The sequence below is a fragment of the Chitiniphilus shinanonensis DSM 23277 genome (assembly GCF_000374805.1).
GTDB classification, from domain to species: Bacteria; Pseudomonadota; Gammaproteobacteria; order Burkholderiales; family Chitinibacteraceae; genus Chitiniphilus; species Chitiniphilus shinanonensis.
On the sequence record NZ_KB895336.1, the window covers coordinates 244,407 to 262,509 of the forward strand.

At 69.3% G+C, this 18,103-nt stretch carries 13 protein-coding genes; 6 read left to right on the forward strand and 7 right to left on the reverse strand.

Features of this window, described 5'->3' with window-relative positions:
• Window positions 1-57: 57 nt before the first annotated feature.
• The gene (locus C556_RS0104860; RefSeq protein ID WP_018747106.1) at window positions 58-633 is read right to left on the reverse strand and encodes a hypothetical protein; all 576 of its coding nucleotides are present in this window, start codon (window positions 631-633) and stop codon (window positions 58-60) included.
• Window positions 634-1,187: 554 nt separating this feature from the next.
• Here C556_RS0104860 and C556_RS22780 point away from each other — a divergent pair.
• Genes C556_RS22780 through C556_RS0104880 form a run of 4 tightly spaced genes read left to right on the forward strand, consistent with a single transcriptional unit; the run spans window position 1,188 to window position 3,884 of the window.
• Window positions 1,188-1,328 (forward strand): hypothetical protein, encoded by a 141-nt coding sequence (locus C556_RS22780; RefSeq protein WP_018747107.1) that lies wholly within the window; start codon window positions 1,188-1,190, stop codon window positions 1,326-1,328.
• On the forward strand, window positions 1,325-2,071 hold the full coding sequence (locus tag C556_RS0104870) for a metal ABC transporter ATP-binding protein (protein ID WP_018747108.1): 747 nt from the start codon (window positions 1,325-1,327) through the stop codon (window positions 2,069-2,071). Before C556_RS22780 ends, C556_RS0104870 begins: the two co-directional genes overlap by 4 nt.
• Entirely contained in the window at window positions 2,068-2,937 is an 870-nt protein-coding gene (locus tag C556_RS0104875; RefSeq protein WP_018747109.1) for a metal ABC transporter permease, read from the forward strand. Before C556_RS0104870 ends, C556_RS0104875 begins: the two co-directional genes overlap by 4 nt.
• A 23-nt stretch (window positions 2,938-2,960) precedes the next feature.
• Window positions 2,961-3,884 carry a metal ABC transporter substrate-binding protein gene (locus C556_RS0104880; protein ID WP_018747110.1) on the forward strand — a complete coding sequence of 308 codons (924 nt, stop codon included), beginning with the start codon at window positions 2,961-2,963 and terminating at the stop codon, window positions 3,882-3,884.
• Window positions 3,885-4,111: 227 nt separating this feature from the next.
• On the opposite strand, the gene C556_RS0104885 is transcribed toward C556_RS0104880, so the two are convergent.
• From C556_RS0104885 to C556_RS21465, 3 genes are all read right to left on the reverse strand, one after another.
• The gene (locus C556_RS0104885; protein WP_018747111.1) at window positions 4,112-4,381 is read right to left on the reverse strand and encodes a hypothetical protein; all 270 of its coding nucleotides are present in this window, start codon (window positions 4,379-4,381) and stop codon (window positions 4,112-4,114) included.
• Between the two features lie 177 nt (window positions 4,382-4,558).
• Entirely contained in the window at window positions 4,559-7,123 is a 2,565-nt protein-coding gene (locus C556_RS0104890; RefSeq protein WP_018747112.1) for a hypothetical protein, read from the reverse strand.
• Between the two features lie 137 nt (window positions 7,124-7,260).
• The gene (locus tag C556_RS21465; RefSeq protein ID WP_018747113.1) at window positions 7,261-7,878 is read right to left on the reverse strand and encodes a hypothetical protein; all 618 of its coding nucleotides are present in this window, start codon (window positions 7,876-7,878) and stop codon (window positions 7,261-7,263) included.
• Window positions 7,879-8,076: 198 nt separating this feature from the next.
• Here C556_RS21465 and C556_RS0104900 point away from each other — a divergent pair, with 198 nt between their 5' ends.
• Window positions 8,077-8,874, forward strand: a complete 798-nt coding sequence (locus tag C556_RS0104900) for a MipA/OmpV family protein (protein WP_026262818.1) — start codon at window positions 8,077-8,079, stop codon at window positions 8,872-8,874.
• 34 nt (window positions 8,875-8,908) lie between these two features.
• On the opposite strand, the gene C556_RS0104905 is transcribed toward C556_RS0104900, so the two are convergent.
• Together C556_RS0104905 and leuA are read right to left on the reverse strand one after the other, a co-directional pair.
• Window positions 8,909-14,569, reverse strand: a complete 5,661-nt coding sequence (locus C556_RS0104905; protein WP_018747115.1) for a DUF7379 domain-containing protein — start codon at window positions 14,567-14,569, stop codon at window positions 8,909-8,911.
• Window positions 14,570-14,806: 237 nt separating this feature from the next.
• Entirely contained in the window at window positions 14,807-16,459 is a 1,653-nt protein-coding gene (gene leuA, locus C556_RS0104910) for a 2-isopropylmalate synthase (RefSeq protein ID WP_018747116.1), read from the reverse strand.
• Between the two features lie 217 nt (window positions 16,460-16,676).
• Here leuA and C556_RS0104915 point away from each other — a divergent pair, with 217 nt between their 5' ends.
• Window positions 16,677-17,663, forward strand: a complete 987-nt coding sequence (locus tag C556_RS0104915; protein ID WP_018747117.1) for a gluconeogenesis factor YvcK family protein — start codon at window positions 16,677-16,679, stop codon at window positions 17,661-17,663.
• A gap of 57 nt (window positions 17,664-17,720) precedes the next feature.
• Here the strand turns inward: C556_RS0104915 and C556_RS0104920 are convergent.
• The coding region (locus C556_RS0104920; protein ID WP_018747118.1) for an Hcp family type VI secretion system effector at window positions 17,721-18,103 on the reverse strand (383 nt) is incomplete at its 5' end.

The following is an 18,103-nucleotide window of genomic DNA, read 5'->3' on the forward strand; positions in this document are numbered from 1 at the left end:
TCCGCCCCAACAAAAAACCCGCGGCCAGCCGCGGGTTTTTTGTTGCTCGTGTGCCGATCAGGCAAGGGCGGGCTTGGTGGCCAGCGTGCCCTGGTTGCCTTCGGCCAGAACCGGCTTGGTAGCCAGCGTGCCCTGGTTGCCTTCGGCCAGAACCGGCTTGGTAGCCAGCGTGCCTTGGTTACCTTCGGCCAGGACCGGCTTGGTGGCGAGGGTGCCTTGGTTGCCTTCGGCGAGGACCGGCTTGGTGGCGAGGGTGCCTTGGTTGCCTTCGGCCAGGACCGGCTGGGTAGCCAGGGTGCCTTGGTTACCTTCGGCCAGGACCGGCTGGGTAGCCAGCGTGCCTTGGTTACCTTCAGCCAGAACCGGCTGGGTAGCCAGGGTGCCTTGGTTGCCTTCGGCGAGGACCGGCTTGGTGGCGAGGGTGCCTTGGTTGCCTTCGGCCAGGACCGGCTGGGTAGCCAGGGTGCCCTGGTTGCCTTCGGTCAGCTTGAACTGTACGGCCACGGCGCCTTGGCCGGCTTCGGCCAGGACGGGCTGGGTGGCGGTTTCGCTTTGTGCGCCATCCGCTGCGAACGCGCCCAGGGTAAGGGTGGCGCCGGCGATCAGGGCGGAGATCTTGGTGAGCTTGGTCATGTCTGCAAATCCTCTTCGTGTATGTGTTTGAAGCGGACTTCGCGCTGAGGCTCTTGCTTTTGGCTCGATCGTCGCGTCGTCCTTGGCGCAATTAAAGTCCATGTCCGAATAGTTGTAAAGTTAAATGAACTGATTCGAACTAAGTGACTGACCTCAATGCGACGGATTCTCGCTCAACGATTCTGATAAACATCAATAAAAACAAGTTGTTAGGATTTATCTGGAAGCCCGTCGTAAAAAATGCCATTCGTCGGGAGGGCTTCAGCGTCGCTCGCAGGAGGGAGAAAAGCCGGGGGAAAGGCAGGGTGGCGGGGGCGAGGAAGACCGGCAGACGCTGCAAAGTGACCGTGGCCGATGGCCGCCACGCGGTGAATGACCGGGCTGGCAGAACGATGGTTCCGATTCGGGGTGTGGCATTACTTGGCAATGCGGCGCCCTTGCGCTGGCTTCCAGATTTCTGCTTCCTGGCTCCGTGGATACGTTGTTTATGCAATAAAGTTGCATAAGAAAAAGGAAGCGAGAACAATGGCGCCTTTCCGTCGCCCCGCCGCCTCATGCCCCGCCTTCGCCTGTTCCCCGATCGAATCTTCCCATCGCTGCAATCCTTGCTGGCGCTGAGCGCGCCCGTCCGCGTGGCCTGCGTGCTGCCCGGCCTGCTCGCGCTGTGGCTGGCGGTATGGTGGGCGCTGGCATGAGCGAGGCGCTGGTTTCGCTGCACAACGTCACGTTGGCGTATCGCCGCCATCCGGCGGTGCATCACGTCTCCGGCACGCTGGCGCGGGGTTCGCTCACCGCGGTGGTGGGGCCGAATGGCGCGGGCAAGAGCACCTTGCTCAAGGGCATCCTCGGACAACTGCCGGCGCAGGAAGGAAAGGTGATGTTGCATCTGCCGGCATCGTGCATCGCCTACCTGCCGCAGCAATCGGCGCTGGAGCGGCAGTTCCCGATCACGGTGCTGGATGCGGTACTGCTCGGTGCCTGGACCCGGCGCGGCCTGCTGGGCGGCATCGCCCACGGCGAGCGCGAGCGCGCGTTGACGGCGCTGGGCGAGGTCGGGCTGTCCGGCTTCGCGGCCCGGCCGGTGGGCACGTTGTCGGTGGGGCAGTTCCAACGGGTGCTGTTCGCCCGGCTGATGATGCAGGATGCCGAGCTGATCCTGCTCGACGAGCCGTTCAACGCCATCGACGCCCGGACCACGGCCGACCTGCTGGCGCTGGTACACCGCTGGCACGCCGCCGGGCGCACCGTACTGGCGGTGCTGCACGACCACCAGCAGGTGCGTGCGCATTTCCCCAGCACGCTGTTGCTGGCACGACGGCTGATCGCCTGGGGCGATTCCGCCGAAGTGCTCAGCGCGGCGCACCTGCAGGCCGCGCAAGACATGATCGAGGCCTGGGACGACCACGCGCGGCCGTGCGCACCGGAGCTGGCGGCATGACGGTCTACCAGGCGTTGTTCGAACCGTTCCAGGAGTTCGCCTTCATGCGGCGGGCGCTGGTGGCGTCGCTGGCGCTGGCACTGGGCGGCGCGCCGCTGGGCGTGCTGCTCACGCTGCGCCGCATGAGCCTGATCGGCGATGCCATGAGCCATGCGGTGCTGCCCGGCGTGGCGGTCGCGTTCATCTACTTCGGCCTGTCGTTGCCGGCGCTCAGCCTGGGTGGGTTCGCCGCCGGCGTGGCGGTGGTGCTGCTGGCGGGGCTGGTGGCGCGTCATACCGAACTGCGCGAGGACGCCAGCCTGACCGCCGCCTACCTGCTGGCGCTGGCGCTGGGCGTGTTGCTGATCTCGCGCAGCGGCAGCCAGCTTGATCTGTTGCACATCCTGTTCGGCAACGTGCTGGGCGTGAACGCGCCGGGACTGCTGCTGGTCGCCGGCATCGCCAGTGTCACCTTGCTGCTGGGTGCGCTGCTGTACCGCGGACTGCTGCTGGAGATCTTCGACCCGGATTTCCTCGGCGCGGTCGGTGGGCGCCGCGGCGTCTACCAGCAGGGGTTTCTGCTGCTGGTGGTGCTCAATCTGGTCGGCGCCTTCCAGACACTGGGGACGCTGATGGCGGTGGGCATCATGATGCTGCCCGCCGTGTCGGCGCGGCTGTGGCACGACACCCTGCCGGCGCAACTGCTCAACAGCGCGTGTCAGGCGGTGCTGGCCGGTGTCGGCGGCCTGCTGTGGTCGTTCCATGCCGATCTGCCGTCCGGCCCCGCCATCATCCTGTGCGCCGGTGCGCTGTACCTGTTGTCGCTGACGGTGGCGCCGCGCGGCTGGCTGCCGCGCCTGTGGCGTCGACCGCATCTGCGGGGCTGATTTTTCCAAGCGAGGAGTGATCCATGAAAACCATGCAACGCCTGTTCGGCGCGCTGGCACTGTGCGCCGCCGCGGCCGTCGCGTCGGCAGCCGATCGGCTGCCGGTGGTGGCCAGCTTCAGCATCCTGGGCGACCTGGTGGCGCAGGTCGGCGGCGAGCGCGTCAGCGTCACCACCCTGGTCGGCCCGGACCAGGACGCGCACGTGTTCCAGCCGCGCCCGTCGGACGCGCGTACCGTGGCCGGCGCGCGGCTGCTGGTGGTCAACGGGCTGGGTTTCGAGGGCTGGCTCGACCGGCTGGCCGCGTCGTCCGGCTTCCGCGGCACGCAGGTGGTGCTCAGCCAGGGGATCAAGCCGCGCCGGATGGCCCACGACCACGATGACCACGCTGCGCATGATCACGATCACGACCATGGCGGTATCGACCCCCACGCCTGGCAGGACCCGCGCAACGTGGTGCTGTACGTGAACAATCTGGTGCGCGCGCTGAGTCAGGCCGATCCGGCCGGCGCCGCCGTCTACCGCCGCAATGGCGACCATTACGTGGCGCAGCTGCTGGAACTGGATCGCTGGGCCGCTGCGCAGTTCGCCAAGGTGCCGCAGCCGCGTCGCAAGGTGATCACCTCGCACGACGCGTTCGGCTACCTGGCGCAGCGCTACGACATCCGCTTCCTGGCGCCGCAGGGTGTTTCGACCGAGGCCGAGCCCAGCGCGCGCGACGTGGCCGCGCTGATCCGGCAGATCAAGGCGGAGCGGATCTCGGCGGTCTTCGTGGAGAACATGAGCAACCCGCGTACCTTGCAGTTGCTGGGCAGCGAGGCCGGCGTGAAGCCCGGCCCCCGGCTCTATGCCGACGCGCTGTCGGTCAGGTCGGGACCGGCGGGCAGTTACCTGGAGATGATGCGTTACAACGTGCGGACCATCGTCGCGGCGCTGGCGAAACCTTAGGAACGGCCGCCAAAACCCGCCGAAGCGGTTCTGGCAAGGAGCGCGACACCTGGACAGTACAAGGGGTACGGCAAGTGAGGCTCGGCGCCCGCGCACGACCCAGCCGGAAGGCTTTGTCAGCCGCTCCGAGTCGATCCGCCCTTCGGGGCACTGAAGCTCGCCCGGGGCGGTTCGAGCCGCCTCGGTGGCGAAGCCACCCGGCCCCGCGGCCGGGTCGGCCGGGTGGATCAGTAGCTGGCCTTGCCGGTGGCGCGCAGTGTCTGGCCGATGGCGTCCAGCAGCTTTTGCCGCGCCGCGGCCAACTGGTCCGGGTCCTTGCTGCCCAGGGCGTCCGACAGCACGTTGAGTACCACGCTCCAGGTCTCCGGGTTGGGGGTATGGCGGCTTTGCTTCTTGGTCAGCGCGTAGTCCAGGGCGGCTTCCACGGTGTCCAGGTAGCGGTGCAGGCCGCCGGTTTCCTGGGTTTCGATCGGGGGCAACAACGGGGTGGTGCTCATGGCTTGCTCCTTGTCGTGGTCCGGGAGGGCCTGGATGCCGTGCCGAAGCGGCCTGACAACCAAGGGTTCTAGTCAATCTACCGCCGTGTGCAGCGGGATGCCATGGTATTGGGGCAACTTGTTAGGCTGGATCAAATCCTGAGCGGGGCCGGCGGCAAGCCGGCCCCGCTTTGTCACTCAGCGGCGGAAGCCGTGAAAGCCGCCGAACCCGCCGCCACGGAATCCGCCCATGTTGCCGCGGAAGTTGGGCGAGAAATTGCCGCGGTCCAGCCCGCCGGACGGGCGCCACGTGGGCGAGCTGCTGGGCAGGCTGCGCGAGAAGGTGCGCTCCTGGCCGCGCTCGCGCGCCAGCCGGTCGCTGGGCAGGCCCAGCGAGTTGGCCTGGTCGGCGGTGACGGGGCGGGTGGCGGCCTGATGCCCTTCGCCGGGCCGGGTCACCTGTTGCCAGCCCTTGCCCTGGTCGTAGCGATAGACGTTGCCGTCCTTGCCGGCGTAGACATGGTCGTCGGTACGTACCACGCCGCCGTGATCGACCTGGCCGGTGGCGGCGTCGTAGTGCACATAGCCGGCGCCGGCCGCGTCGCCGCCCTTGCCCGCGGTGGTGAACGCGCCGGCCGCGCCCGCGCCCTGGTCGGTGCGGCCGGCCACGCCCGCCTGTTGCGTCACGCGCCCGGTCTGGGTGTTGACCACGGTGCGGCTGCCGCCGGCGGCGGCGTTGCCGCTGTACGGGTTGTACGCCGCCGCGCCCTGGCCGCCGACCACGCGGCCGGTCTCGGGGTTGTAGCGGATGCCGGCGGCGCCGGCGCTCTGGGTGCCGGTGTACACGTTGGTGTTGCGCCAGGCCTGGCCCGCGCCGCGACCGCCGGTGGCGTCGTTGTACCAGGTGCCACGCACGCCGGTGCCGACGTTGCCGGTCCACGGGTCGGCCCAGCCGGCGCGCACGCCGCTGGCGGCCACCGGGCCCCAGCGTCCGTAGACATTGGTCACGGCGAAGCCGCCGCCGTACCAAGGGCCGTACCAGGGGCCGTACCAGCCCCACCACGGTCCCCAGTACGGGCCGTACCATGCCGCGCCCCACGCCATGCCCCAGGCGAAGGCGAAGCCCCAGCCCACCCACGGGTCCCAGCCGAAGTTGACGCCGTAGCCGTAGGTGGCCGGGCAGCTGTACCACACGTCGCCGATCCAGGCGTTGCAGACGTAGCCGGTGCCGTACACCACCACGCCGTTGCTGACCACGGTGCCGTAGTAGCCGGGCGTGTAGCCGACGTAGACCACGTCCGGCGTCGAGCCGTACACGTACACATAAGTGACGTAATGCAGCGGCGAGCTGGCCGGGATGGTGTAGATCACCGCGGGCACCGAGGTCGCCACCTGCCACGGGCCGGTGGGCGAGGCGGCGGTGAACCACACCGCGTTCTGCAGGGCGTAGAAGTGGCTGGCGTCGATCTCGATCACCGGCGTGGCGGTGTTGCGCGCGTAGCTCAGGCTGGTGCCGGAGATGGCGGCGAACTGCGGCGCGCCGCCGTCGTAGACCACGTCGAGCCTGGCCTCGGCGCGCTTGACCGTGGCGGTCTGCGGCACGCTGTTGGCGATCAGCGATTCGCGCGCCTCGGGCGTATCGGGAATCGACGCCAGCACCGCGCTCTTCGGGCTGTTCGACGGGATGCGCTTGAAGTCGAGCGGCAGGCGCTCGCCCGGCACGTAGGTCCACGGCCCCTTGCTGCCCGATGCGCTGAACCAGCGGCCGGACACCAGCACGTACCATTCGCCGTCATGGGCTGCGTCGATGAAGATGTCGGCCGGGCTGTTGGTCACGTACGACAATCGCGTGCCGGGAATCGGCGCGAACTGCGGCTCGCCGTCGACCATCAGCAGCTCGGTCGGCGTGGTCGCCACGTAGATCGACGGATAGCGGCCGTCGGCCAGCGATTTCTTCAACGCTTCGGGCAGCGGGTCGAGCGGATCGACCTGCTTGGCCTCCACCAGCGCCCGCGCCGCGGCGGCGACGCCGGCCGACACCGTCTTCACCGGCTGCCAGGGGCCCGCCAGCTCGCCTGCCTCCTCCCAGTGGCCGCCGAAGCCCAGGTAGTAGCGACCCGATTCCTTGAGCAGCAGCGAGCGGGTATTGAGCACCCGCGTCACGCCCGGTTCGGCGGTCGGGCGCTCCACCGGCGTGCCGTCGACGCTGACCAGCAGCGCCGGGCCGAACGAGAAGATGATCTGCGGCGGATCGTTCTTCACCGGCAGGCCGGCCTGTTTGGTCTCGGCGCGCTGGATCGCCAGGCCCGATTCCAGGTGATCCAGATCGGCCACCAGCTCATGCGCCGGGACCACCTTGCGCAGCAGCGCCAGGTATTGGTCCTGTTTGTCCTGCGCGGTGGGAAAGCTCACCCGCGAGATCTGCACGTCGCGCAAGGTGGCGGTGCGCGCCGCCTTGTCGGTCTCGGTGCGGGCGGTGAACCACAGCACGCCGTAGGTCAGCACATCGTGCGACTTGCCTTCCCGGTCGCGGGCGGTGCCGGTCTTGAGCGCCACGGCGATGCGGCCCGACAGCACGTTGCCTTCCCAGCTGTCGAGCTGCGGCAGGTGCAGCGTCACCGGCACGTTGTCCACGGTGTAGTGGCGCGGCCAGGGCGGCGCCGGGGCCGCGCTCGACGCTGCGGGGGCGGCCAGCACGGCCGGCGGGAGTGCCACGGTCAGGCACGCCGCCAGCATCAGGGTACGAAGAAGGAGCCAGCGCATGATGGCGATCTCCGGGGTTGGGTTGAACGGGTGGATGGGGGTTGGTTATCTGTTCCGGGAGTACGACCATGCCGGCCAGGCTGTTTGCTGCATCCCGGCAATAGTGGCGCCGCGGCCACGTGCCGGGCCCGGCTGTGCTACAGCACGCCGTCCCGGCGCATCTGCTCGATCAGCACCTTGGCCAGCCGGGCGGTGAAGCGGGCGATGTCGTCGGATTCGATCGATTTGGTGGTGCCGGACCAGGTCACGTGCTCGCTGCCGAGGTTCCACAGCGTGCTCTCCAGCGTCAGCACGTCGTACTGGGTGACGGTGGCGGGCTGCGCCGCCCACACCGCGCCGTACCAGCCGTAGAAGCCGGTGCCGTACCAGCCCATCGGGGACGGGGCGGGCGAGACGTCGACCTGGTGTTCCACCTTGATCGGCCGGGTGACCAGCACCGCGTCGGCGCCGCTGGCGGCCACCGCGGCCTGGATGCGGTCGCGCGCGATCTCGCCGCGCTCGGGCAGTTTCGGGTAGGCGGGCACCGCGTCCACGCCGTGTTCGCGCAGCGCCTGGACGAAGGCGTCCTCGAAGATGCGGCGGTGCGCGTCGCTGTTGCTGATGCCGAGCACCAGCACCCGCTTGGCGGGCGGGCCGGCGAAGTTCGGGTCCTTCCAGGCATTGGTCAGGCTGGGGGTGGCGCACGCGCTCAGCAGCAACAGGCACAGCACGGCGCACAGGGAGGCGAAGCGGCGACGGAGCGGGCGATGCGGCATGGAAGGATGTCCAGTGGGCGGTGGGGCGGCCTCTGGCGGGCCATTTCGATGGCGGGGCCGTGCAGCGGTTGCCGGCAGGATTGACCGTGGTCGGGGGCCGGGCTGCCTGCCCAGCATAGATACGGCCCTGGTGATTTTCAAAGACGCTGGCTATCAACAATCAAGCCTGGTGCCACCTTCCCGAACTGGAGAACCCCGATGAAACGATGCTGGTTATTGCCGCTTGCCCTGGCCTGCGCGGGGGCGCAGGCGTCGCCGGTGACGCTGCCCGCGGGTGGCCTGCCCAACCTGGTGGGCGTCGGGGTCGGCGTCACCCCGCAATACAGCGGCGCCGACGAAGAAGTCGTCGGCGTGGTGCCGGGGTTGCGCTACGTCACCGAAAGCGGCCGCCTGCTGGAGTGGTACGGGCCGGTGGCGCAGTACAACTTCGGCGAGCTGGAAGGCTGGCAATGGGGGCCGGTGGTGGCGCTGCGGCTGGGGCGCAAGGATGTGGACGACGACGTGGTCAAGCACCTCCACGAGATCGACAACACCTTCGAGTTCGGGGGCTATTTCGGCTACGAGTACCTGCACCGCGACGGAATCCCGTGGCGGGTGCGCGTCGGCGCCAACCTGCTGACCAACGCCGGGCAGGAATACGACGGCGCGCGCTTCAACCTGGCCGGCACCTTCTGGCTGCCGTTGTCCGAGCGCTGGATGATCGGGGCCGGTGGCGGCGCTTCCTGGGCCAGCAGCGACTTCAATCGCGTCTACTACGGCGTGACCGCCGCCGATGCCGCCGCCAGCGGCCTGCCGGTATATACCCCCGGCGGCGGCATGCAGCAGGTGTTCGGCTGGGTGGGCACCATCGTGCAGTTGCACCAGCACTGGTACGGCGGCGCGATGGTGTTCGTGCAGCGCCTGTCCGGCGACGCGGGCGACAGCCCCATCGTCACCGAACGCGGCGATCGCCTCCAGCTTACCTACGGGCTGGGCCTGGGCTACGCCTGGCGTTGAGGGCGCGCGCGCCGCGTTCGCGGCGCGCTCCCTGTCAGCCCAACTGGCGCTCGAACGCCTCCAGCACCACCTTGGCCATCGCGTCCAGTTGCTCCGCCCGCTCGCGGGCCTGCACCACGCCCTTGCGCTTGCTTGCCGGCACGTTCTGCGCCACCTGGCCGCACACCAGCCGGATCAGCATCAGCCGGTCCACCATCCATTTCAGCTCCAGCGGCGACGGGCCACGGATCAGCACGCCGAGCAGCGTTTCGCGCGCCTGCGACAGCAGGGCGAGTTCGTCGTCGCCCAGCTTGCCGCTGCCGCTCAGGTAGAGGCCGATGCCCAGCGATGCCGAATCGGTGTGGTCCCAGAATTCCAGGCACGGCCGCACCGGGTCGAGGAAGCGTGCGCGCAGCCGGGCGGCGGTTTCCAGGCTTTTCTTCAGCAGGTCGGCCAGTTGCTGGTCGTTGCCGCCGTCGTGGTTGGGCAGCAGGTGCGCCAGCCCTTCCAGCAGCAGCAGGCTGGCGGTGGCATAGGCGCGCGCATCCTCGCTGTCCTGCGCCGCTTCGCAGTCCAGGTAGGCGTCGCGGCCGGCGATCAGCGCGGCGTGGAACTCGTCGGACAACACGTTTTCGCGCCCCAGGCGCAGCGCGCGGTGGAGATAGATGTCGCCGCGCTGGCTGGCGCGCGCGCCGACCGCGGGGGTGGCGCGCATGATGTTGACGTCGCGCGATTCCTGCTCGGTCTCGCGCGCGGCCAGCCGTTCCACGTCGTCCAGCTTGTCCAGCAATTGCAGCGCCAGCTCCTCGCCGCCGGGCCGTTGCGCCACCGCGTCGACCAGCCCCAGCAGGTCTTCCATGCGCAGTTGGGAATAGCCGTCCTGGCTCAACGCGCGCAGCAGGCTTTGGGCGGCGACCTGTTGCTGTCCCAGGTCGTAGTAGGCGGCGCCCAGCGCGGCCTGGATGCTGCTGTGGTCCTGCCAGCCCAGCGCGATGGCGCGTTGTTGCAGGTCGTTCAGCTGTGCCAGCAGCAGGCTGGTCTCCTGGTCGCCGGCGCTGCTGGCCACTTGCGCCACCCGCGCCGCCAGTTCGCGCGGCGAGACGAAGGCCGGGCCGTGCTCGGCGTCGTCGAAGTCGTGCGACGGGCCGTGGATGCGCATCAGCTGGAAGTTGCCGTCGCCGTAGCACTGGTAGGCGCCCCAGGTGTTGTTCTGCTGGCCGAATTCGTCGTACACGCGCTGCCGCGCCGCCAGCACCGCCTGGCCGAAGCGCTCGCCCGACAGCATGCTGTCGTAGAAGCTGCTGGCGAACGCCAGCGCGGCGGCGTCGTCCACCGCCCAGCCCGCGGCGACCACGGCGCGCGCGCCCATGCGCATGAAGGCGGTGGCCAGGCTGGACGCCAGGATCGGGAAGTCGCGCGCCGCGCCGTCGCGGGCGCCGTCCAGCCCCGAATAGCAGCAGTTGATGAACACCAGGTCGGGCACGATGGACATCTGTTTCACGTACGCGGCGCTGAGCAGGCGGCCGTGGCTGAGCACCATGCCGGTCTGCTTCAGCGGCAGCCGGGTGCCCAGCACCTCGACGCTGTCGGCCTCGACGTCGACCACGCCGTGGCCCGCCAGGTGCAGGATGCGGTAGTCGCCCGCCAGCAACTGGGTGCGGATGGCGCTGGCCTCGGCGCCGAGCAGCGATTTGACCTCCCATTCGGCCTGCCCCAGCCGGCGTTGCACTTCCTCGGCTTCGCGGCGCGCGCCGTCCAGCGGCTTCAGTCCGGCCAGCGCCGGCAGCGCGGCCTTGAGCGAGGGATCGCCCACCACCAGCGCGGCGTTGCGTTGCGGCGCCTTGGGCAGTGCGCGGTAATCGGCGGTTTCGCGCTGGCGCAGCATGCACGCCTGGATCGCCAGCGGCCGGTCGGGTTCGCGGTGCTCGCCGGGCGGGATCAGCAGTTCCCACGGCAGGCGCGACGTGTCCTCGTCCAGCACCAGCACGGTGTCCTCGAACTGGGCCAGGGTGTCCTTCAGCTCGTAGGGCAGCAGCAGCTCGAACAGCGCGCGGCCGATCTCGGGGCTGAGGCTTTCCTGCGCGTTGCCGGCGATCTCGGCCATGTCCTTGACCGACACGTCCACGCGGGTGCTTTCGGCGCGCGCCCGGGTGCCCATCAGCGAGTACGACAGTCCCCCCAGCTCGTTGCGCACCACGCGCAGTCGCTGCCACCAGCTGCCCGCTTCCTCGTAGCGGATGCGCGCCATGCCGCCGACCCGCGTCTCGAACGGCCGATCGGCCAGGTAGAAGCGCTGGCGCCATTCGGGCCGCGCCAGCAGCGTACGCAGCTCGTGCGCCGCGTTGAGCGCGCGGTCCTCCCAGATCTCGACGATCTCCAGCTCCGGCAACTGCACCTTGCCGGACAGCATCGGATCGCGGGCGACGATCTGGGCGGCGCGCCACACGCCGTTGAGCAGCCCCAGCAGGCTTTCGCGGCCGGAGAGCGCCTGGGCGTTGGTGCCGATCAGCAGGCTGGACAGCGGCACCTGCGCGCCCAGGCCGCGCTCCTGCTGATCCAGCACCAGCCGCAGCACGCCGCGGGTGACGGTTTCGGCCAGCGCGCCGGCATTGAGCGCGCCCACCGGCCCCAGGCCCACCACCAGGATGCCGGGATGGCGCGCGGCGGGGCCGCTGCGGTCGGGGTGGACCACGGTGAAGCTGCGCAGCGGGCCGGGATACAGGCTCAGTTGCTGCAACATGCTCAGTTGCCCGTTGAGCTTGCGGTCGAGGTATTTCTCGGCGGAGAACAGCCCGTCGCCCTCGTAGTGGCCGACCATCAGCGGATGGCGGGCGTAATCCAGGCTGCCGTGCACCACGCCGACGCGGATCGGCGCCGGCTGGCGCGACGCGGTGCCGCCGTCCGGCTGCGGCGGCGACGCGCCGAGCGCGGCGGCCGACAGCATCGCCTCGTCGGGCAGGCTGGCCCAGGTCAGCGGCGCGGCATCGCTGTCCTGCGCGGGCGCTTCCATGCCGCGCGCCGCCGGCTGCGGGGTCTGGGTCAGGCGGGTGCAGCGGGTGGCGCCGGCCAATAGGTTGAAATAGTCGAGGAAGGCGCCCTGGTCGTCGGGCAGGTCGCCGTGCGAGCGGCTGGAATACCAGGTGCGCGCCGGCGGGGTGACGATGCCCGCCTTCCAGGTTACGCGGTGGTCGCCCTCGCTGCTGTTCAGGAAACGGAAGCCGGCGGGGTCGGGGCGTGCCGGCGCATGGCCGGGGATGCCCGGCAGTTCCTTTGCCAGTTCCAGCCCGTCGGGCGTTTCCGGCGCATGCCCGGCCACGTAGACCACGGCGTCGTCGTTGGCGATGGCGTCGCGCATCGCGGCCAGGTGGTCACGCAGCCGGGCGGCCTGTTCCAGCACCGCGGCGGCGGGGCGTACCGCCGGGCCGTCGGGGTCGGTGGTGGCCAGGCGTTCCCAGGTGGCGGGATCGGTCAGATCGCCCGGCCAGTCGGCGTCGGTCCGGGCCGGCAGCATCTGCATGAAGCCGGTGAAGTGCGCGGTGATCGCCGCGTACTGCTGTGCGCTGTGGCGCAGGTCGAGCGCCGCCAGCTTGTTGACGAAGGGATCGCGCCCGGTGACCACCTGCGCCGGGGCGTAGGAGCCGCCGTTGGGCACGCCCAGCATCAGCAGCCGTCCGCCCAGCGATTTCAGGCGGCGCCATTCGGTCGAGCCCTTGGTGTCGGTGCTGCCCAGCGGGTGGATCATCAGCCGCGACACCAGCCCGCCCATGGAGTGCGCCAGCAGGTGCACCGGCTGGGTGCCGGGTTGTCGCTCCGCCCAATCCAGCACGCCGGCGAGGAAGATGCGCAGCGCCTCGCCCGACTGCTGCAACGGCTGACGCCAGTCGAAGGGGAAGGGGATCACGTAGAAGCGCGACGCGGCCTGGGCCAGCAGTCGTTCGTAGCTGTAGGGCAGCAGGCCGGTGGCGGTCACGCCGTCGCGCTCGCTGGGGATCAGGCGTTCGATGTCGCCGTTGAGCAGGCCCATCGACACCCACACCCGCTCCTGGCCGATGCTCAGCTCGCTGCCCATGATGCCCGGCAGCACCACCAGGATCGGCAGCCGCTGCGCGTTGGCGCCGGCATACAGGCCCCGCAGCCGCTCGTCCGGGTCCAGCCGCGCGTACTGCGGCCCGGTGAGCGCCTGCACCACGCCGCGTGCGCGGGCCTCGTCCTGGGTCAGCGCCTGGAAGTCGGCGTCGTTGCCGGCCAGCGCCGACAACAGCGCCCGCGCGGTCTGCGCGTTGCTGAAATAGGCGAAGTGCGACACGTTGGCGCCGTGCACGAACAGGCTCTTGGCACGGGTCTGCAAGCGCGACAGGCCGCCGAACATGGAACGGCTCTGCACCACGTAGTCGTGGTCGTGCAGGGCGTAGAACACGTCGGCCAACAGCGTCTTGAGGCCGGCGAGGCCGCTGCCGGCCTCGCTGTCGCCGGCGATCACCCGCAACTCGCTGTCCACCTCGATCTGGTAGAGGTTGAGTGCGCGGGTCAGCGCCGAGCCGGGGATCATCGCCTGCAGGCCGGGCAGCACGCTGGCGTCGGCGCGCTGGGCGACCAGGCTCTTGGCCAGGGCGCCGATGGCTTGATAGAGGGCGTTGACCACGCCGCCGAACGCCAGCCCCACCACCTGGTGCAGCAGCGAGACGAACAGGTCGGTGCGGCGGTCGGCCAGCAGCGTGCCGCGCGCCGGGCAGGCGACGCGCACGAAGCGCTCGACCCGCAGCCGGCGCGTGGCCAGCAGGTCGAAGAAGGTGTCGACCAGATCGAGGTCGGGATGATCTTCGAACGCGCGCTGGAAGGCGGTGCGGGCCTTGGTCGGGTCGGTGCAGTGGGCCAGGCTGAGCAGTTCGCCGACCAGGCCGCCGCGCGAATGCGACACCAGGTGCAGGCGGGTGCCGGACGGCACCACCTTCAGGAAGGCGATGGCGTTTTCCAGCGGGCTGTCGGTCAGCGAGCGGTGCTCCAGGCCGAGCACGGCCTCGTATTGCGCCGCCAGCCGGTTGAAATCGTCGCGGTGCTCGTCCCACAGCTTGCTGAAGCTGCCTTCGGACGACGAGGCGGTGCCGTGCAGGAACAGCAGCACCGGACGCTCGCCCTTGAGATCCTTGGGCCAGTCCGGCAGCGCCGGGCTGGTGGGGGGCAGAGGCAGCAGGCCGACGCCGCGGCTCAGGGTGTGGTCCTCGAAGCCGCGACACAGCGCCAGCCCGGCGCGGGCGGTGATGGCGTCGTACTTGGCGGCGCCGCTCCAGCGGTCGATCTGTCGGCTGAGCCAGCCGCCGGCGTCGTAGACGCGGTCCAGCGTGGAGGGCTCGTCGAGCTTGGAAATGATGTAGCCGTTGACCGTGGCCGTCGGGCCGCCGCGCTGGCTGGCCGGCTTGAGCGCGCCGGGCAGGCGCACCCGCGTGGTGTCGCCGGCGCCGCGCGAAGTGGCTTCCACCGGGTGGCGGGTCAGGAATTCCTGCGGGTTGGTGTACCAGACCGAGCCATCGACGAAATGGACCGCCAGCAGGTTCTTGTTCTGGAGTTCGTCGGCATCGAACTCGAACTGCCCCTGCGGCCCTTCGCCGCGGGTCGGCGGCCGCGGCGGCGCCATGGCCGAGCTGTCCGCCATCAGCTTTTCGAAGGCGGCCTTGCCGGCCTTGCTGGTTTCTTCGCGGCTCTCTTTGCTGGTGTCCATCGCTACCCCCTGAAAATGATGGGGGAATATTAGGTTGCGGGCATGGACAAGACGAAGAAAGTTTTGTGTCCGACGTGGCTGTGCGGTGGCGCTGCAACACTTCCGGCCTGCCTGCCGGCGGGATCGGGAAGGCGCCGCCGCGACGCGGCGGACGTCGGGTCGGCCGCCCTGGTGCGAGCCGGCCCGAAGTAAGCAACGATGGATCGGCTCGCCCCGGCGGCGGGGTGCCCGGCCGGGTCAGCGGCTGCGGTTCACCCCGCTCAGCACCGCCTTGATCGCCGCGGCGACGATGTTGTCGTCCACCCCGGCACCGAAGCGCGCGGCGCCGCCGTGCACCCGCAGTTCGACGTAGCACGCCGCCGCGGCGGCCGCGCCCTGCGCCAGCGCATGCTCGTGGTAGTCCACCACTTCGATCTCCATCGCCAGTGCGTTGACCAGCGCGTCCACCGGGCCGTTGCCGGTGCCGGACACCGTGCGCACCTGGCCGGCGTGTTCCAGCTCGACTTCGATGTGCACCGCGTCGTCGGCGTGGCCGTGGCTTTCGGCCAGGCGGTGACCGCGATAGCGCCACGGGGTGTCGGCGTCGAGGTACTCGCGGCGGAACAGGCCGAACAGATCGCTGCCGGTGACTTCGCCGCCGGTATCGTCGGCCACGTGCTGGATCACCCGCGAGAACTCGATCTGCATGCGGCGGGGCAGGACGAAGCCGTGCTCCTGCTCCAGCACGTAGGCCATGCCGCCCTTGCCGGACTGGCTGTTGACGCGGATCACCGCGTCGTAGCCGCGCCCCACGTCGGCAGGGTCGATCGGCAGGTACGGCACTTCCCACGGCTGGTCGGGCCGCTGCTGGGCCATGCCCTTGCGGATGGCGTCCTGGTGCGAGCCGGAGAACGCGGTGAACACCAGGTCGCCGGCATAGGGATGGCGCGGATGCACTGGCAACTGCGTGCAGTGCTCGGCCACCTGGCGCACGCGGTCGATGTCGGAGAAATCGAGCCCCGGATGCACGCCCTGGCTGTAGAGGTTGAGCGCCAGCGTCACCAGGTCGACGTTGCCGGTGCGTTCGCCGCTGCCGAACAGGCAGCCTTCAACGCGGTCGGCGCCGGCCATCACTGCCAGTTCGGCCGCCGCCACGGCGGTGCCGCGGTCGTTGTGCGGGTGCACGCTGAGCACGATGCTGTCGCGCCGCGCCAGGTGGCGGTGCATCCATTCGATCTGGTCGGCGTAGGTGTTGGGCGTGCTCATCTCCACCGTGGCGGGCAGGTTGACGATCATCTTGCGCTCGGGAGTGGGCTGCCAGACGTCCGACACCGCGTCGCACACCTCTTTGGCGAATTCGACTTCGGCGGCGGAGAAGGTCTCGGGCGAGTACTGGAGCACCCATTCGGTTTCCGGGTGGGCTTCGGTCAACTGCTTGATCAGGCGGGTGCCGGAGACCGCCAGCGCCTTGACGCCGGCCTGGTCGGTGTCGAACACGATGCGACGCCACGCGGGGGCGATCGGGTTGTACAGGTGGACGATGGCGCGGCGCGCGCCGACCAGCGATTCGATGGAGCGGCGGATCAGGTCCTCGCGCGACTGGGTGAGCACTTCGATGGTCACGTCGTCGGGAATGCGCTGTTCCTCGATCAACTTGCGCACGAAGTCGAAGTCGGTCTGCGAGGCGGAAGGGAAGGCGACTTCGATCTCCTTGAAGCCGATCTTCACCAATGCCTCGAACATCGCCAGCTTGCGCTCGCTGTCCATGGGCTCGATCAGGGCCTGATTGCCGTCTCGCAGGTCGGTGCTCATCCAGATTGGCGGGTGGCGCAGCACGGCGTTGGGCCACTGGCGATCGGGAAGGGCGATGGGCTGGAAGCCCCGGTACTTGGCGGAAGGGTCGGCAATCATGGCAGGGTCCTTTACAAAATGTCCGATTTTACAATTAAACGACGACTTTGATCGTAGTGCTTTCCCCGTTTGTTTGTCAAAACAAGTTTATATTGGACATTTTGTATTGGAGGTGTGGCACAAACCCCGATGGTCAACACCTAAGCGCTCGCGTAGGCTGCGTTTTTTCTGGAGACGACATGCACAGCCAGCACGCCTGCCCCCGAAGGACGGAACGATGACCCTGGGCGATCATCCGGCCCCGCGCCATCCGCGGGTGGCCGCCCTGGGGGGCGGCACCGGGCTGTCCGCGCTGTTGCGCGGCCTGAAGCACTTTCCGCTCGACCTGACCGCCATCGTGAGCGTGGCCGACGACGGCGGCAGCTCCGGCATCCTGCTGCGCGACTTCCAGCTGCCGCCGCCGGGCGACATCCGCAACGTGCTGGTGGCGCTGGCCAGCGAGGAAACGCTGCTCGGCAGTCTGTTCCAGTACCGCTTCGCCACCGACGACGACCACTACCTGGACGGCCACTCGCTCGGCAACCTGCTGATCTGCGCCATGTATTCGCTCACCGACGGCGATTTCGTGCAGGCGGTGGCCAATATCGGGCGGGTGCTCAACATCAAGGGCCGGGTGCTGCCGGTGGCGGCGACCGCGGCGGTGCTGTGCGCCGAACTGGCGGACGGCCGCATCGCGCGCGGCGAATCGCAGCTGGCGCGCCAGGGCTCGCCGATCCGCCGGGTCTACCATGCCGCGCCGGTGAAGGCGGTGCCCGAAGCGGTGCACGCGGTGACCGAGGCCGATGTGATCGTGCTGGGGCCGGGCAGCCTGTACACCAGCGTGCTGCCCAACGTGGTGGTGCCGGAGATCCGCGATGCGATCAACGCCAACCGGCACGCCGACATCGTCTACATCTGCAACGTGATGACCGAGGCCGGCGAAACCGACGGCTACGACGCCGCGCAGCACGTCGATGCGCTCTATCGCCACGGCATCGCCCGCATCGATCGGGTGATCGTCAACGACGAACCGATTCCCGACGACATCCTGGCGCGCTACCAGGCCGAGCGGGCCGGGCCGGTGGCGGTGGATGAGGCGCGGCTGGGGGCGCTGGGCGTGCAGGTGATCCGCTCGCGCAATGCCAGCCTGCACGGCGGCATCGTGCGCCACGATCCGATCAAGACGGCGGCCAGCGTGTTCAGCATCGCGCTGGAGCGGGCGTGATGCATCGATGAAAGAAAAAGCCCCGCCGAAGCGGGGCTTTTTTCGGGCCGTGGCCGATCAGGCGATGGTCTTGTTCGCCGTCAGGTCCCAGCCGGCGCTGACATTGCCGCCGCCGGCGCCGTCTTCACGCTTCTGCTGGGTGTAGGTCCACTTGATCTTGCCGTAGCTCAGGCTCACCGACTCGGACGGGAAGCCGTCGTCGTTGGCCGCGCCTTGCGGCTGCACCTTGGAGATCAGCACCTGTTCCAGCTTCACTTCCAGATACTTCACCTTGTCGCCGCCCGCGCGGCACAGTTCCAGGGTGACTTCCTTGATGTGCTTGCCGGTGCAGCACGCTTCGTACAGCTTCGGGCTGGCCTTGTCGATCAGGTGCACGATGTCGAAGGTGCTGTGGTTGACGCGCTCGGCGGTGGCGCCGCCGACCGAGCTGGCGGTGGCCG

Coding starts and splice junctions, on each gene's coding strand:
- C556_RS0104860 (WP_018747106.1), bottom strand. CDS start 633: ATGACCAAGCTCACCAAGATCTCCGCCCTGATCGCCGGCGCCACCCTT.
- C556_RS22780 (WP_018747107.1), top strand. CDS start 1,188: ATGCCCCGCCTTCGCCTGTTCCCCGATCGAATCTTCCCATCGCTGCAA.
- C556_RS0104870 (WP_018747108.1), top strand. CDS start 1,325: ATGAGCGAGGCGCTGGTTTCGCTGCACAACGTCACGTTGGCGTATCGC.
- C556_RS0104875 (WP_018747109.1), top strand. CDS start 2,068: ATGACGGTCTACCAGGCGTTGTTCGAACCGTTCCAGGAGTTCGCCTTC.
- C556_RS0104880 (WP_018747110.1), top strand. CDS start 2,961: ATGAAAACCATGCAACGCCTGTTCGGCGCGCTGGCACTGTGCGCCGCC.
- C556_RS0104885 (WP_018747111.1), bottom strand. CDS start 4,381: ATGAGCACCACCCCGTTGTTGCCCCCGATCGAAACCCAGGAAACCGGC.
- C556_RS0104890 (WP_018747112.1), bottom strand. CDS start 7,123: ATGCGCTGGCTCCTTCTTCGTACCCTGATGCTGGCGGCGTGCCTGACC.
- C556_RS21465 (WP_018747113.1), bottom strand. CDS start 7,878: ATGCCGCATCGCCCGCTCCGTCGCCGCTTCGCCTCCCTGTGCGCCGTG.
- C556_RS0104900 (WP_026262818.1), top strand. CDS start 8,077: ATGAAACGATGCTGGTTATTGCCGCTTGCCCTGGCCTGCGCGGGGGCG.
- C556_RS0104905 (WP_018747115.1), bottom strand. CDS start 14,569: ATGGACACCAGCAAAGAGAGCCGCGAAGAAACCAGCAAGGCCGGCAAG.
- leuA (WP_018747116.1), bottom strand. CDS start 16,459: ATGATTGCCGACCCTTCCGCCAAGTACCGGGGCTTCCAGCCCATCGCC.
- C556_RS0104915 (WP_018747117.1), top strand. CDS start 16,677: ATGACCCTGGGCGATCATCCGGCCCCGCGCCATCCGCGGGTGGCCGCC.